The organism is Turneriella parva DSM 21527 (genome assembly GCF_000266885.1).
Lineage (GTDB): Bacteria > Spirochaetota > Leptospiria > Turneriellales > Turneriellaceae > Turneriella > Turneriella parva.
In genome coordinates, this window is sequence record NC_018020.1 from 2,943,883 (window position 1) to 2,960,607 (window position 16,725).

The 16,725-nt window shown below is 52.7% G+C and carries 7 protein-coding genes; 4 read left to right on the plus strand and 3 right to left on the minus strand.

Features of this window, described 5'->3' with window-relative positions:
- Positions 1 to 18: 18 nt before the first annotated feature.
- Positions 19 to 1,881 (minus strand): hypothetical protein, encoded by a 1,863-nt coding sequence (locus TURPA_RS14100; protein ID WP_014803976.1) that lies wholly within the window; start codon positions 1,879 to 1,881, stop codon positions 19 to 21.
- A gap of 346 nt (positions 1,882 to 2,227) precedes the next feature.
- Here TURPA_RS14100 and TURPA_RS22050 point away from each other — a divergent pair, with 346 nt between their 5' ends.
- The 4 genes from TURPA_RS22050 (at position 2,228) to TURPA_RS14120 (ending at position 13,989) form a co-directional block, all read left to right on the plus strand.
- Entirely contained in the window at positions 2,228 to 4,021 is a 1,794-nt protein-coding gene (locus tag TURPA_RS22050) for an InlB B-repeat-containing protein (RefSeq protein WP_169314422.1), read from the plus strand.
- A complete protein-coding gene (locus tag TURPA_RS14110; RefSeq protein ID WP_169314423.1) occupies positions 3,909 to 6,053 on the plus strand; it encodes an SBBP repeat-containing protein in 2,145 nt (714 codons plus the stop codon). Before TURPA_RS22050 ends, TURPA_RS14110 begins: the two co-directional genes overlap by 113 nt.
- 155 nt (positions 6,054 to 6,208) lie before the next feature.
- A complete protein-coding gene (locus TURPA_RS22055; protein ID WP_014803979.1) occupies positions 6,209 to 12,436 on the plus strand; it encodes a hypothetical protein in 6,228 nt (2,075 codons plus the stop codon).
- 29 nt (positions 12,437 to 12,465) lie between these two features.
- A complete protein-coding gene (locus TURPA_RS14120) occupies positions 12,466 to 13,989 on the plus strand; it encodes an OmpP1/FadL family transporter (RefSeq protein WP_014803980.1) in 1,524 nt (507 codons plus the stop codon).
- 37 nt (positions 13,990 to 14,026) lie between these two features.
- On the opposite strand, the gene TURPA_RS14125 is transcribed toward TURPA_RS14120, so the two are convergent.
- On the minus strand, positions 14,027 to 15,313 hold the full coding sequence (locus TURPA_RS14125; RefSeq protein WP_014803981.1) for an FG-GAP repeat domain-containing protein: 1,287 nt from the start codon (positions 15,311 to 15,313) through the stop codon (positions 14,027 to 14,029).
- A 241-nt stretch (positions 15,314 to 15,554) separates the two neighbouring features.
- Positions 15,555 to 16,301, minus strand: coding sequence for a 3-oxoacyl-[acyl-carrier-protein] reductase (gene fabG, locus TURPA_RS14130; RefSeq protein WP_014803982.1), 747 nt, complete (start codon positions 16,299 to 16,301; stop codon positions 15,555 to 15,557).
- Between the last annotated feature and the right edge of the window lie 424 nt (positions 16,302 to 16,725).

Below are 16,725 nucleotides of genomic sequence, written 5' to 3' on the forward strand. Positions count from 1 at the left end.
TCATAATTGCTCCTTTTGTTATATGCCGAGCTTGTCCATGATTTTCTGGTATAGTTTGAAGTACTCTGATTGGGCGAACTTTTCGATAACGTCGTCTGGCAATTCGCCCAGAAGGTTGTCGAGATAACCCATTACCGACTTGAGCTCTTCGGTATCGGGAGCAGGTGCTGCCGCGGCGGCTTTGTCGTCTTCGTGAATGAGCGTCGCCGCTTCGAGATCTTCTTCGAAAACCGTGGCCGGCTTATCCGTATTTTCGGCGAGGCTGGGTTCGTGGCTGCCGGCATCGAGTGGCGCCAGCGGCACCATCGGCGCTTCAGGTGTCACCTCGTGAGAATCAGCCGCGATGCCGTCGAGTTCATCGGCCGAAAGGGCGATGGGGCCGTCTTCGTCATCGCCTGCATCCGCAGGGGCGCCGGGCTCGCCAGAAGACTCCATCTGGTCGATGTCACTGTAGCGGTCGTCGAGCGCAGGCAGCGCAGTGTCTTCTTCAGGGGGCAGTTCTGCAAGGCCCGCTTCTGCTGTGACCGGTGCATCTTCTTCTACGGCCGTAGCGGCAATGCCGTCGAGTTCGTCGGCCGAGAGCGCAATCGGTTCGTCGTCGTCGGCATCGAAAAAGTCTTTGTGCGCGTCGGCTGAACTTTCAGCGCCTTCTTCTGGGGGCAGTTCGGCAAGGCCATCAGCCGGCTCATCGGCATCCATGAGAATGCCGTCGAGCTCTTCGTTAGAAAGAGATACAGGTTCGTTGTCGTCTTCAACTTCGAGACCCCCTGCGGGGGCAGCATCGTCGAGCGCAATTTCGTCCGTTGATTTCGGCGCCTCTTCGGGCGCTGAACTTAAAATTCCGTCGAGTTCTTCATCAGAAAGCGTAATCGGTTCGTCTTCGTCGCTGTCGAAGAAACTTGAGCTTTCGCCCGTGGTTTCAGCGGCGCTGTCGGTTTCGGTATGCGCGTCAGCATGGTCGAGCCCTGCGTCGTCGATGAGCGTCAGTTCAGGGTCTTCATCGAGGGTGAGAATTTCATCTTCAACGCCTGGCGCGATTGCCGCAGCGTGGTCGTCATGGCCCGCCTCTGCATCGGCGAGAATATGGTCGAGTTCGTCGTCAGAGAGCGCAATCGGCTCTTCGTCTTGCATCGGCTCAAAGAAGTCAGAAGACGAAGGTGAGGATTTCTCAGTTTCATGTACCGGCTCATGCGCTGCTGGTGCGTCGAATTGTCTTGCGGCCGGGGCAGGTGTGGGGGGTAGATCCGCACCTTCTTCTTCTAACAAAATCTCGTCGAGGTCTTCGTCAGAAATCGCGATAGGTAATTCGTCGTCGTCAAAGCCCGCGTCGTGCATGTCAGCAGGCGGCAGTTCAAAGTCGGTCGCCTCTTCGGGGTCGAGCACCGGGGCCGGCGCTTCGCTCTGCCGCGCTTCAGCTGCGGGGGCGCCCTCTACGGGAAAATCAGGATGAAACTCTTCTTCGGCACCAGGGCCCATCTCGAGAATGCCGTCGAGTTCTTCGCTCGAAAGCGCAATCGGGCCATCATCATCATTGTCGCCTGCCGAGTTGCCCTCAGCACCGCCGAACGGGGTTGAAGCATCCATTGAAGCAGCTGCTGCAGCCTGGCTGGCCGGTGCGGGTTCAGAGGTATCAATGTCGTCAGATGAGAGTATGTCGTCGATGTAGGCGTCTTCGGCGTGGCGCTCGGGGGCAGTTTCGAGGGCATGGCTTTCGTTCAGGTCGTCGAGGCTGGGGGCAGTGGGCTCGGCAGGTTTGCCGCCCTGCGACGAATCGTACAAGACAACGAAATCGTCGTCGGGTGCACCCGCCGTGGCGAGGTCACCGTGAATGCCGAATTCATCTTCTTCAATCTTCTTTTTATCCGCGACTGCGTTTGCCATTTTTCTTTCTGCCCCATTTATTATCGGTACATTGTGCGAACAATCTTAAATCGGGCCTCGTCCACCGGGTACGTATTTGACGCTTCGTTCAGTTTGAACGGCGTGAAAAGCGTAAAAGGCATTGACGCTCTGTCTTTTCTGATTCTGAACCGCGACCAACCCATCAATACGTGAAGAGGATCTAAATATGCGCCGACTTAATGCCCCCCACAGGGCCACACTGGCGGTTACCCTGTTGCTCCTATTTCTGAGCACGGCCTGCAGCAAAGGCTCTGATTCAGGTGGCGGCGGCTCGACCACTGCCCCCGCAGGTGGGTCTAATTCGGCCCCAGTCAGCAAAACCCAGGTGATCGGCATCGAAGGCGGCGAAATTGTCGCGGACGATGGCAGCTGGAAACTCACTGTTCCCGCTTTCGCATTGCGTTTTCCGCAAGAAATTACGATTACCTCTGACGCAACAGCTGTCGGTACGGTGGGGGCAGAATACCGCAAAGTCAGCAAAGCCTTCAAATTCGAGCCGCACGGACTTTTCTTCGAACAGCCCGCCAACTTCTGGTTTAAGTATGAACAAGGTGACATGCCTGAGGGTAGTTTACAAGAGAAACTCGTCGCGATGCACTACGTGCATGACGATTCGAAGCTCGAGCGCACGCGCACCACTGTCAATGCTGCCTTAAATGAGGCGACCTCAGCGATGCAGCATTTTTCTATAGCCAATGGTCTGACCAACCGCATTGAAAAGGTGATCGATGGCACTATTTCCAATACGAATCCTGTACAGAATACCGCGAACGATCTGGTGTTGCATTTTGCGCAATTGGCCGATGATGCAGCACGGCAGGCCGAATACCTTGCTTACCAGACGCTGATCGATGCCTTCGTGGCAAAGACAGAACAGATTCTGGGTTACAACCCGCTATTTCAGGCTTTTCCAGGAATCTTTCCCACGGGAACGACCGGCGGCTATAACATCATCTATAATGCGAACGGTGCTGAATCAGGTACCGCACCTTCCGATTCAACTATTTATCCCACTGGCAACAACGCAACAATTCTTGGCAACACGGGCAGCATGACGCGCGCGTACCACACTTTCGCTGGCTGGAACACAGCAGCCGACGGCAGCGGCACTCTCTACGTCGCTGGTGCATCGCTCGCCATCGCCTCGGCAAACGTGGTGCTGCACGCACAATGGGTCGAAGATGCGAAGTATACGATCACGTACCACGCGAACACCAGCACAGGTGGCACAGTGCCGGTCGATGTCGGGCAATATTATGCCGGGATGAGTGTAATCGTGTCGGCGAATACGGGGGGATTACATAAGTCAGGTGCCATCCTTTTAGGATGGAACACGGCTGCGGATGGAGGTGGAACCCTCTATGTGCCGGGGCAGCCGTTAGTCATGCCCGGGGCTCACATGACCCTGTATGCTCATTGGCAGTCAAAATTCACAAGACTCGAAGGGGTTGCCGGAAAGACGACTCGAGGTACCAACAGCATATATGATAGCCTGGGCAATACATATGTTGTGGGCATCACCGATGGCAATTTGCATGGTGAGAATCTAAACGGCACCATAGATACTTTTGTATCGAAATACAGCCCGACACGAGTTCGCCAATGGACTCGGTTGATCGGAACCGCAGGGAAACAGGTACTGGGGGCCGGTGTGGCTGTTGATACCTTAGGAAACTTATTTGTGACGGGCAGAGTCTTGGCTGGCGGTTCATGCGTATTGCATGGCGAGTCTTGCGTGGGTTCGAACGATACTTTTCTCGTCAAATACGACTCGGCGGGAACACGTATCTGGACGCGGATTGTAGGCATTGTAGCTGGGAGTGCGATTGCAATGTTTGTCGCCATCGATGCCAATGGCCATAGCCTTATTTCTGGCACTACGACCGGCTCGCTCCATGGTGAGGCTATGACCGGTGCCGGCGCAGCGTTCCTGATCAAATATGATACCGAGGGTGTCCGCGAATGGACGCGCCTTTCCAGCGTTGCCGCAGCTAGCACTGGGGCCTATGGCGTTCGGGCAGATTCCGCCGGTAACTATTACGTATCCGGGGGGTACAACCGGAAATCTCGATTCAGAGGTAAAAGTTGGCACGCAGGATGCATTTCTGATCAAGTATGACGCCGATGGCACCAAGATATGGACGCGTTTGGCCGGCGTGTCTGGTGGTAACAGTTTTTCAACGCATTTGACGGTTGATTCGGCTGGTAATTGCATTATTGGTGGCCGTACGACAGGAAATCTTGATGGTCAAACCAAGACTGGTACTACGGACTCATTTGCCATCAAGTATGCAGCCGACGGGACAAAAATCTGGACAAGATTGTTTGGTGCTGCTGGCGGTGAGACGCTTGCCGGCAACCACGTGGTTGATGCATTTGGCCACTTGTATGTTGCTGGCATTGTGACTGAAAATATGCACAGCCAGATAAAAACAGGAGCGAAGGATGCGTTCCTCATTAGGTATGATCCAGACGGCGTAAGAAAGTACACACGGTTAATGGGCTTTCCCTCGGTTGAGACCGGTGGCACCTCTGTCGCAGTGAGTGCTCCGGGGAATGTCGCAGTGGTGGGTTACACCCGCGGCAATCTGGATGGACAAACGCTTTCAGGCATAGAAGATTTGTTTATTACCGACAATCTTATGGATACTTCAGGCACTGACATATCTACGGTAACATACATCGGCAACGGGCACACTTCTGGCACGGTACCGGTAGATACGAATACATATGTGCATGGTGCGCCGGTCACCGTGAAAGCGCGCACTGCCAATTTCCGCCGCAACAACTTTGCCTTTGGTGGCTGGAACACGCAAAGCGATGGCTCTGGCAGTAGGCGCCTGCCCGGCAAGCAATTCAGCATGGGGCCCAGCGCGGAGACGCTACACAGTCAATGGCAAACAAAATGGACACGCCTGCTTGGTCAATCTGGTAAAGATGTATTCTCAGTAGATATTGCCGCTTCTGCTGATGGGCATGTATACTCGCTTAATCATGCACCGCAAGGCTTCTTGGGTGAGTTACCTGCTGATAGAAGCGGCTTTTATATTCAGAAACGGGATGCTGCAGCCAATCTGATTTGGAGTCGGCCCGGGTATACCGATGGCAATCAGACTTATGGTCGGTCTCTTGTTGTTGATTCGCAGGGGCGTATCTTGGTCGCTGGTTACACAAACGGCAGTGTAAGCGGCTCAAGTCAGATTGGCCACATGGACGGTTTTGTGGCGATCTATTCGCCAGCCGGTATTCTCATTCAAGTTATTCGGTTAGGCGTATCGGCCGGCAACACGCTTGCTGAAAGAATCAAGCTCGATACACAGGACAATATTTATATCATGGGCATTGCCAACCAGAAATTAGATGGCAGCGGCGCAACCGGCGCAGCAGGCACCTTTGTGCGAAAATACACAAAAGCTGGCATTGTTCTATGGACGCGCTATATAGATGGAGGCGGCCATTTTGTCAATGGCCGCGACCTAGATGTTAGCGGTTTGTCCGTTTTTGTGGTAGGCTATTTGCATACCGCAAACTCTAGCCTTACGGGATTCATCGCGCGTATGGCGACCAACACAGGGGCCACTGCATGGCTTCGAACTTTCTCCTCAGGCTCAATCACTTGGTATGGTGGCGTCGCGCGTGTCGGGTGTTCCTCAACGTTTGTAACCGGTTTAACAAATGGCGAAATATACACTTCAAGGGGAGAGAAAAATACTGCGCGGCGATACCTCGCCTTTGTCACGAGTTATGATGATGCTGGCAATGCGCTTCTCTCGACAAATGCCGAAATGCCTATCCCCGTAGGATCGATAGTTGAAAGCGAGGGCAGCGTTTATCCCATTGCAATCCAGTGTAGAGACAACCGACCGACTGCTTTGCTACAGGTTTATGGTTCAGCCTATTGGGCGTGGGGCCTTCAAGGCGCGCAGACTTCTCCCGGTCCCGCTTTCGCAATGCTATTTTCTCCCTTTAACGCACTGAACGATAATCGCGTTGTCACCCATGGCGCATCGGGGGTCACTCTTAGCTCAACAACCTTTGCTGCGAGTCCTCTCGGTGTCTGGTTCGTTGGGGGGATGACTCGCGGTTCTATTGACGGGCAGACTTTAACCGGCATCGGAGATAGCTTTGTAACTAACCAACTCGGCTATTGATGTAAACACTCGTTCACAATCACTAAACACCTTGTTCACTTTTTTGGCACATAAGGTGCCACAGGTGTCATTTTTCATCGGGGATACGTATAGCCCGACGAGGCTCGAATTACGCCGTTTGGCGTTTCGGTTCACGGGCGACCCTAAGGTGAATAATGGTGAAAAGACTGAAAATACCTGTTGAAAAAGCACCGAGGCTGGCATTGCTGCTGGCCACGGCGATGCTTTGGTCGGCCTGCAAGCCGAGCGAGCTCGAATTTCAAACCTTTCAACCTAAATCAGACACCGCACTCTCAGACCTCTTTAATAACACACCAGCCATTCGCGCCGCTTTCACCACGGTCAACGCGAGTGAGTTTAACGCGCGCCTCGATCGTTTGATTCAGGCCGACCCCGTCATGGGCGTCAAATCGATGCACGCGCTCGGCATGCTCTCGAAAGAGCGCCCGGCGTTACCACAGCTGGCAGATTCAGTCTCATCAGTTATTGATCGCTTCGCGCGCTATTATCAGGCCACACCCGCCCGCCAGGCTGAATATAACGCCGCGATCGATCTGGTTGAGCGCCTGCTCGACGTCGACCCGAAGGCGATCACCGACGGCGCATACCTCGGCGCGCGCGCGGTGCGCTATATGGGCGAGAGCGATTCGCTTTTCCCGATTTCGGTAGCGCACCCCGACGTGACGCGCGTCAACGAATACCATTTTCCCGTGCTGACAACGTGGAAGGTCTGCGACGACCCGGGTTCTGTCTTCTTAAACGCGCGTCCCGAATCTGACGCGACAGACGTAGAAGGGCGCGATACGCTGTGGGCGCTTTATGATATTCTGCGCACTGGCTTCTGCATCTATGCGAACCGTTCGGGCCCGCGCATCGAAATCATCGGCGACGGCATCGGCGCCACGGCCGAAGCAACGATTGTCGAAAGCGTGATCACCGGCATCACGGTCACGAACCCCGGTACCGGTTATACATCCGCCGTTGTCAACATTGACTCATCGCCAGGGCCAGGTTCTGGCGCAACCGCGACAGCAACTGTTGCGAGCGGGCAGATTACCGGCATTACTGTGACATCTGGCGGCGCAGCGTATGTGCCGAAGTCAGACAACTCGCCGGGCGCTTTCATGCGCAATGCGACCGCGGTGCTCAAAAATTCGGGCGATGTGGAGCTCAGAATCAGAAACCTTATTTTCGACCTGCAGAACAAACTCGCCGATTATTCTGCGAGCGAAAAAACTATCGCAGACTGGACAGTGAACCAATCGAATGTTGTGTTTCAGTCACAGGTTGCTGTCACCGACTACCTGATCGACCACGTCTACCCAATCACGCGCAAAGATTTTGTATTTAATGATGGCAAAGAGGTGCTCGACCGCGAGGCCGAACACCTTTCGATGCTGAACCCCGACGGCACGTTACTGAACAAAGACCAGTACCTCACCGAATGGCTGCTCAAAGCACTCTACGCCGACGCGCCCAAGCTCGACGACCTCGAGAACTTCTCAGAAATCGACACGACGAGCGCGATGTATATTTTTGGTAAAGAGATCGTGGGCGTACCCTGGGCCAGCACGCCGGCACCGAATACACTGAATTCGGTGACGATGCGGTATACAAAGGCAAACCTCAAGCAAAAGTTGTGGGCTGGATCTTCGTACACTTGCAATTGTACGCCTGCACAGCCGCCAGCTGTATTTAGCGGTTTATTGTACAGTGATGGGGCGACAGGTTTTGCTGGTGATGGCTACATCTCCCGTCTGGCCCAGGTGCGATCGACAGAGGCATCTTTTAACCCATTTAGAAATTTCATGAGCACTCGAGTCAATTCACTTGTGACTGTGCCTGCGAATTATAACAATGAGATCTATCTGGAATCGGCACTCAAGAACTTTTATTATCATGTTCTCGATCGATTTTACGATCAAACGAATACCCAATGGACATTGACACCTGAAGAAGCCCAGGCGGCCTACGGAAATCCAGAAAGAAATCTGCAGGGTTATGTTGCGCGGATGCAGTATTCGATGCGAAATATGGCTTTGCTCGACAAGTATGGCAAGCTGAGTCCCGGATTGCCCGGATACAATGCAACGAACGATGCCGGATATGATCCTGATCGCGTACCCTATCTTACCGCTTTCTTGTATACCATAGCGGCAGCGAATGGCTATGTGGATCCAGTCAATGCACCCGCACAGCTGACCTTGCAACGCTGTCTGCAATCGATGGGCAGCCCACTCGGAACCAATGGCTCCATTACGATATCGATGCCTTGGCCATTAGACCCTATGACCGTTGGTATTACGAATAAACCCCCGGTATCCGCGTCGCCAGTGATATATGCTTCAGTCCGTGAAAATCAGCCTTTTTCGAGCTCTCTCAATATGTTTGCCTTTGAGCTTATTACTCCAGGCCGGTTCATACCGCGAACAGATTCTGAGGTTTTCGCCGCTGATAACGTTAACGGAAAATTTCGCGGTGTGTTTTCTCAGCACCAGGGCGATATTGAATCGACCAATCTCAAGACTTCGAATTGGATGGTTGCTGAATTCTCGCTCAACGCCTGGGAGGGGTATGGCCCATATTCAGTGAATGGCCGCGCCGCAAATGGCAGTCAGGTGAAATACAAGAACGATTTTTACACGGACGCCTACCGTGCAGCTATCGGCACGAGTTACGGTTTTTCTGGATTACCAGAGAGTTACTCTGAAGTTGCTATGGGTGAGAACGGAGGTGAAGGCGGTACACTTGGTATGAATCGCAATGGCAACCATCACATGTACGAGCGCATTTATCGCCCCATGAACAGCGGCGATGAATGTTGGGCAGCTGCACAGGGAACGACCTATGGCTACGCACGGTATGGTTGGATACGTCCTTCAGATAACACAAACTACACGAATTTGAACATCGTCACAAATAATTGCGATATCAACTCAGCAGTGCGCGTAGATTTTGACACCCGCGATGAGGCTATTCGCGCGAACATAGAATGGACGTTAAAGTACAAGAAGTATATTTTTGTCATTCCGATACACAGTTCTGCGGAGGCTATTGCTTGGAGCGGCGCATCGTTCGCAGTTTTCTCAACGATCAACGCGAACGGACTCTGGGGTGTGACGACGGCCAAACGCGCAGGCGCCAATGCCTCAGATAACGGTCGTTGGAACAAAGGTAATTTCGGTATGGGTGCAAATGGCGATGGCTATGTGGAAAGTGCAACCCGAGGTTTTGTAAACGAAACCCCTGCAGGTGGCAAGAATGGCGTTAGTATCGCGCGCACAACACGTTTCGGCGTATCATCTTTTATCGAGGGCGATTCCATGGTCTTGCTTGATATCACGATTCGATCGTTTGGGATAACCAACTGGATTGTAGACCTCTGGGCAGAGATTTGGGGCAGCTTAGGCGATGGACCAGTGACGCCGGCAATGATCAAGGATAACTTTGACTCGGTACTGACACTGGCTGAGGCTCGTTACAGAAGCAATGAAATTCTCTCCGGAACCGTTGCGGCCCATAGAGCGACACCGAGCATGGCGAACTTTACGCCGTTCTTCAACACATTTTTTCCCACGGATGAAACGACATGTGTTGGTGGGGTGTTAACCCCAGGGGCAGGTGGCGGGCCGGACCTGATAGAAAATTATAACAATGGTTGTGGAGTTACGGCGCGTGATCTGCCCCCTATACCCAAAGTAAATCCTGATACAAATACTTGCAATGAATTCGTCGTAACTGGTTGCATTCGATACCCTGCCACATACAACGCAAATGGCACGGTGGCGACCTGGTTCGACTACCGTGGCCCTTCTGATGGAAAGCTAACGGGAATGTTAACACCACTCATCATGCTCTTCGGAACATTGCACGAAGATGGCCAGGTCATGAAGGTAACGACGTATCCCGCTGCAACGGCCGTTGCTGCTGGTGAAAACCGTGACAACGTCACAATTCGCAACTTCTGTTCGCCTGCTGCACCGGGTTGCCCGACGGCCAACCTTGGCTATCGCGTAGAACTCGACACGCTTTTCACTGCCCTCTCATCACTCAATGAAAGCGTAATGTTTAACAACGCTGCGGCAAACAACAACCTACCACAGTATAACCCGAATGCACTCACCAACATACTCACCGAATCTGCGGCGGGGCTCAGAAACGGCTTAGTGCCGAAGCTGACGAATAACAAATACGCGAATGTGGCTTATATCGATCCGCTGATTCGCGACCTCGAGGCACTGATTGCCGACAACGTGCGCAAAGCCGAAGATAACTTCGATGTGACCTCGGGGCTCATTCAGACAGCATCGGGCATGAAAAACAAAGACCGCCTGCGCTATTTTTCGACCAAGAACGCTGTGAACCCCTCGATGGTTGTCGACATTAAACAGAGTTCGCCCGGCATCGTGAGCCTCAAAGGCCATGGGCTCGAGGCAAACGACAAGGTATACCTGACCACCACGGGTACTCTGCCGGCAGGTTTAAATGCCGGCACACCGACCTCAAATTTCTATTATGTGAAAGCGCCGGTGACTCCCGATTCGTTCAGGCTGAGTGAAACGATAGGTGGCGCCGCTGTGAACACGACAAGCGCGGGGTCGGGAGTGCATACGCTGCACCCGGCGCTCTTCAGAACCAACCGATTCGACCAGAGCGTGAACGGCGTGGCGCTGAACAGCATACCGATTAACATGATGAAACAGTTCGTGAGCTATCTGCGTTCGCTCACCTCTGACGCAGAAATCGTCGCGGCGGTGAAAGCGGCGATACCGATGCTCAACAACTACCTCGCGAATGTGCAGAACAGTTCGTCGCAGATTTCTCTCACCGATGCCGATATCGACCACATTGTCGACTTCATTCGTGACACGAACACATCGGGTGACTATTCGGTCGATAGCTTTCTCGACATGCTCGTCGCTACCAAAATGGACGACCTTAATACGCTGCGCAGTTTCAACTTTGACCAGTTTAAGACTCTCGGTTCGTACCAGAGCGTCTTCGACGACATGAACGATAAGGTGAACAAATACTTCGAGGTCGACATCAAGAAAGACCTGCTCTATAGCCCCTTCATGCTCGGTGAGCCGACGTGCCCGGGTGGTTCAGCGAATGGTTTTTATGACCACAACGAAGATGGTGTTTGGGTTCCAGGCACGTTCACATTCATCAGCGCAGCATATACCGGCGCGACCAGTTACACAGACATAGCCAACGTGGGGGGCAGCTGCTCGATCACCACGCAGATACCCAATATCTATGACAAAGACTATTATATGTTTGATATGGGCGGCGTGGCGCGTAACCTTGAGAAATCCGTCAACTCGCTGACCGTGGCCGACATCGACTCAAAACTCGATTGGCTCTACGGGCGCACGCTCACCGGCTCGCCCGCAGACGTCGTTTACGCCGCGAACCCGAACAACGGCAACAAGGTGGAGTGCCATATCACCTCGTCTGGCTCGGGTGGTGGCATCAATTTCGACAACGAAATCAAGGCGATCAAGAACCTGATTCTGTGCGAAATTTATAACAAAAAACTCGACGAGCCGCATTACGATCGTAATGGAAATAATGTGATTGAAGCGGGTGAATACACCGACATCAATGAAAACGGACAATACGACGACAAGACGGCGACCGGCGGCGCAATCATGAACCTGCGCAAGGTGATGCACTATTACCTTGAAGACGTGTTCATGCCGAAATACGACGAATACATTTCGCCCGACCCGCTCAGCCCGAACAAGAATTACGTGCATTTTGCGGCGCAGGCGATGAAAGACCTGCTGTCGCCGACAATCTGCGATGCGCAGGGGCTCAACTGCGGCGTCAACAGCCAGTACCTGACGGCAGACCTGAACGCAGCGCGGCAGACATTCTATGCGAGCACGAACTTCACTTCGGCAGAATTGAAATCGGTGAAGAACGTGGTCGGCAATTTCTTGTACGATTCAGAAACTGACACGTATACCGATCTGTTGCAGCGCACGGGCCCGCATCTGGTGACGGTGTTGCAAGAGTTTCAGGGCGACTACGCAGATCTCTTGAACATGGGTCTTGAAGGCTTCAAGCCGAACGGCTTCATGACGTACTTCTCGACGAACCTGACGAACAAGGCACCGTACACCTCACTCGACGTGCTCACCGATGTGAGAACCCTCTTTAACACGCAAGTGATGCGCTGTTACCCAGGCATAACGGGTGAATACCCCGGCGGGCCGCTGCATTGTAAGAAGTACAAAGCGCTCGATACGTTCTGGGGGCAGTTCGGTCTCTTGATGGACCAATTCTCGACAGCGGCGTACAACAAATACAAGGCGCAATGGTCTGGACAGATGGATACGCCCTATTATAATCGTCTGGTTTCGATCTTTGAATAGCCGACCGAAAAATAAAAAAGGAGTTCTCTTTGAATAAAGGCAGCAGAGTCGCAGCGGCGGCGTTATTTCTCACAGCCACTGCGGCATATGCAGACATGGCCGAAAGTTTTGGAATGGGGCCGCGTATGGTCGGTTTCTCGGGCGCAGGCGTCGCGAGCGTAAACGACTGGACTTCAGGTTTTTATAACATCGCCGGAGTGACCTCACCCATCAGCGAACGCGCCATATTCGGTAATCAGGAGAAATCAGAAGAAGCTTCTGGTAAGATTAAACTATTAAAAGACGGAGCAGAATCGAGCGACGAGAAGGGCAATAAAGACGCAATCGATAAAAAACTCGAAGCCGAAGTGCTTGCGCGCGAAGACCGACCGACCCACCAGGTCGGTATGAACTACCTTTTTCAGGCGTCTTTGCCTAAAATTACAACTGCCACCTCGAATGACCGGGTCGCCAACAATGTGGCGCTGGCGACCAAAAACATGACCTACGGTGTCGTGCAAATGGGGCTCGTCTTCGACACGCGCACGATCATCAATACGCCCAAGAACATGCCGATTCGCCTCGGCGTTGCGCTGTCGATTCGAGACAACGGTAACATCGCGACAGTGAGCGACACGAGTATCGAATCGTACAACTTTCTGCGCCTCGGCCGCGAAGCACAGCGCATTACCATTATTTCGGGGCTCGGGGCACAGGTTTGGAAAAACCGCCTCAGTATCGGTGTCGGCTTCAATATGTTTACCGGGGGCAAAGGTCGCTTCGAAATGTCTAACGTTGAAATTGACCCCACAGGAAATACCCAGGTACCCAATGCGCAGACGCAAATGGACCTGACTCCTGCCGGTGCACCCGTTGCGGGCATTCAATATCGTCATAATATCAAGAACCGCATTCTGATGGTGGGTTTCTCGTGGCGCGGTGAAACGTTCATGCAGATCGACCCGCTCGATGCGAATGCGACGACGCAGCTCTTGGCTGTGAATCTGCCATTGCGGCTCGCCATTCTTGATTTCTACTCTCCGCATACCTTTACCTTCGGCTTCACCTACCTGCACGATGAGGCGCTTAAGCTCTCGCTCGACGGTGAATTTCAGATGTGGAGCCAGTTTCAGGTCAACAGCGCCCGCTCTGAATACCTGAAAAAGGTAAACGAATCTTTCGACCCATTCAAGAATATCATCATTGTGAAATTCGGGGCTGAAAGCAGACCTGGCAGATACATAAACAAATTGCGCGATGTGCCTCTTTTTGTGCGCACCGGTTTTACCTATATTCCCGCGTTTACACCCGACCAGAACGGCTTTTCAAACTTTCTCGACAACGATAAGATCGGCTATTCTCTTGGTGCCTCTTTCTTCTTGAATGCGAATAAAGTCGTCAAGGTGCCGGTCGAGCTGATTTTCGGCTTTCAACACCAGATCATGATGACGCGCGAGTCGACCAAATCGGGTGCCGTGCTCGGGTCGAACGCCTATGCCGCCGGCAATCAGCCGAACTATACCTATGGCGGGCACGTCTTCATCGTTTCGCTCGGTGCGTTAATGAAGTTCTGAGTATTCTTACTGCGAACTGCGTTCGCGGTAAGAATACTCAACGAATCGGAGCCAGATAGACCGCGCTTTTCTTTTCGGCTTTCGATTTCTGCGTCATGTAAATGAAGAGCAAATGGACCCCATCGTGCCGCTTTACGGTGCGAAATATGCCGTATGAAGGCGCATTGATTTTTGTAATCTCTTTGCGCGACAGGTCGGCATTGCCGGCAAAGACAGAAATACTGTCGAGCTCTGTACCGAGAATAAAATCTGTCTGGCCGTCGTTGTTATAGTCGCCGTACGTGAAGCCCGGTATAGCCGATTCTTTCGAGCTGAACGAAAGCGTTGTCTTCTCCAGCGGATTGTCTTTCGTATTCAGGGGGCTCAGCAGCTGCATGGTCAAAGAGACGCGCGAGCGCACAACGTAGTTTATGAAGAAGCCAATGCCCGTGTCGATTGTGGGTACGAGCAGCAATTTCTGCTTACCCAGGGTTGCCAGTAGCGGAGAAAAAACCCCACCCTTGATACTATGTTCAACCATGGAGTTCGGATCTGCGACTCCCTTAACACCTCGAAAAATTTTGATATCCACGCGGATATTGAGGCCGAGCCCCTTCACGGCTGAATAGATCAGGTCGAGGTTGCCGTCGCCATCGAAATCTTCAAATTCAGAATAGGCAACGTAGATGTCTTCTTGCGGCATCGGATAGATGCGCAAAAGGGTTTCTGAAAACGGCGTAATCTGGCCCTGCTGGTTTTTGCCGCTCAAGAAGTAATAGATACGTTCGTCAATGCGTGCCGCAGCGTCTAACTGGCCGTCACCGTTAAAATCCAGAAAAATCGGCTGCGGAATAATGATCGTCGACCGCATGCTGTTCGACGGCAGATCTGAGTTTGCCCACAACCGGCCGGTAAAGCTGCCGCGCGGCTGGTAGGGTAGTTCAGCCGCTCTGGCGAAACCCCTGCCGGTTTTGTTCTCGTAGACGACGAATTTACCTTCTGCGGGCAAAAACAGATCGAAGTAGCCGTCATTGTTGATATCAACAGAAAGTCGGCTTTGTTCGAGGTTATCGACGTAGAGCGGAAACGCCAGCCGCTCCGTGACGATACGCTGGGGCTCACCGTAGCCCTGTTTACCGAACAGGCGCACGTGCACGCCGGTTTGCGAAAATTCGAGCAGACTGTCGCGCCCTGATTTATAGACGTCAGCAAAATCGATCGCTGCCGTGTCGTTCAGAAGGTTAATGCTCTGAACCGTTTTCAGCCGCTCATCAAAGATGAGCAGCTGTTTCTTGCGGCCTACGTAAAAATAGTGGCTACCGCCGGCACGGAAACTACCCCCCATTTCGGGGATAAATCCTGCTTCGGCGGTGAGAACCTGAGGCTGGGCAAATAAATTCGCTGCAGAGAAAAGGCAAATCCCAAAATAGATTCGGATGCTGAAAATTGGTTCAACGAAAAACGGGCTGCCATGCCAAAGGCCTCGCACTTTTCTGACGAAAAGTGCTGCTAAAGCGCTGCGCTGCCTTTGGCCTGGCTTAGCTGAATCGCCCGTTTTTCATCGCCCCTCGGTTTCTAGCCTAAGGCTAGAAACCTATGGCCATACCACCATCAACACGAAGGATTACTCCGGTGATGAAGTCTGCGTCTGAAGAGGCAAGAAAGCGTGCCGCTTTCGCGATGTCAGAGGGTGCGCCTTTGTTGGGCAGCGGTACCATTTTGGCGAGTTCAACCTGAACTTTTTCAGGCAGCGCGCCGGTCATATCGGTCTGTATGTAACCCGGCGTGATTGCGTTGATGTTGATGTTGCGCGAAGCATATTCGCGCGCTGCAGTTTTTGTCACCGCGATCACGCCTGCTTTTGCCGCGGAATAGTTTGCCTGGCCCGCGTTGCCGATGAGGCCCGCTACCGAAGAGATATTGACGATTTTGCCATACTTGGCTTTCATCATCACCTTCGTAGCTGCCTGAATACCGAAAAAGACACCTTTGAGGTTCACATCGAGCACGAGGTTCCAGTCTTCTTCTGACATGCGCATCAGCAGGTCGTCGCGCAGCACGCCGGCATTGTTCACCCAGATGTCGAGTTTGCCGAGTTTTTCAACCGCCGCGTTCGCGAGTGCAGTCATGTCGTCTTTTTTGGTGACGTTGGCAGCATGCCCGATCGCCTTGACGCCATACTTGGCGGCGATTTCGTCTGCTGTTTTCTGGCAACCTTCTGCGTTAACGTCTGAAATGACGATGCTGCAACCCTGTTCTGCCAGCGCTTCTGCGATAGCACGGCCAATGCCTCGCGCTGAACCTGTGATTACGGCCACTCTGTCTTTAAACATGACGGTTTGTTCGTGAATTTGTTACATCGTGACAAGGTTTTTCGGGCATAAGTTGCGGATTTCCATAACTGGTACCAGATTAATGCACTTATGAGGGCGGTCGCTCCTGCACATTTTTTTCTCGTGAAATGAGAAAAAAACAGAGTTTCCTGGTATTTAGTAATTAGAGGGTATATGAAATGCAAATCACAACCTGCCTTTCTCAAGCACCGACCTGCAAAGATTGAAGATATTTGGGAAGTCAGGCTTGCCGAGCCGTTGTGGAATCGCATTGGCAGGAGTAGCCGAAAATATGGCGTTTCCTTTTCGGAAATTTCCCGGTATTGCGTATTCAGATTAGCTGAGAAAGGCTGCGGATTAAAGAAAGAAAGGTTCAAGAAAATTCTTGCAGACCTAAGGGAAACGCATGCTTGCAAGGCTGCGC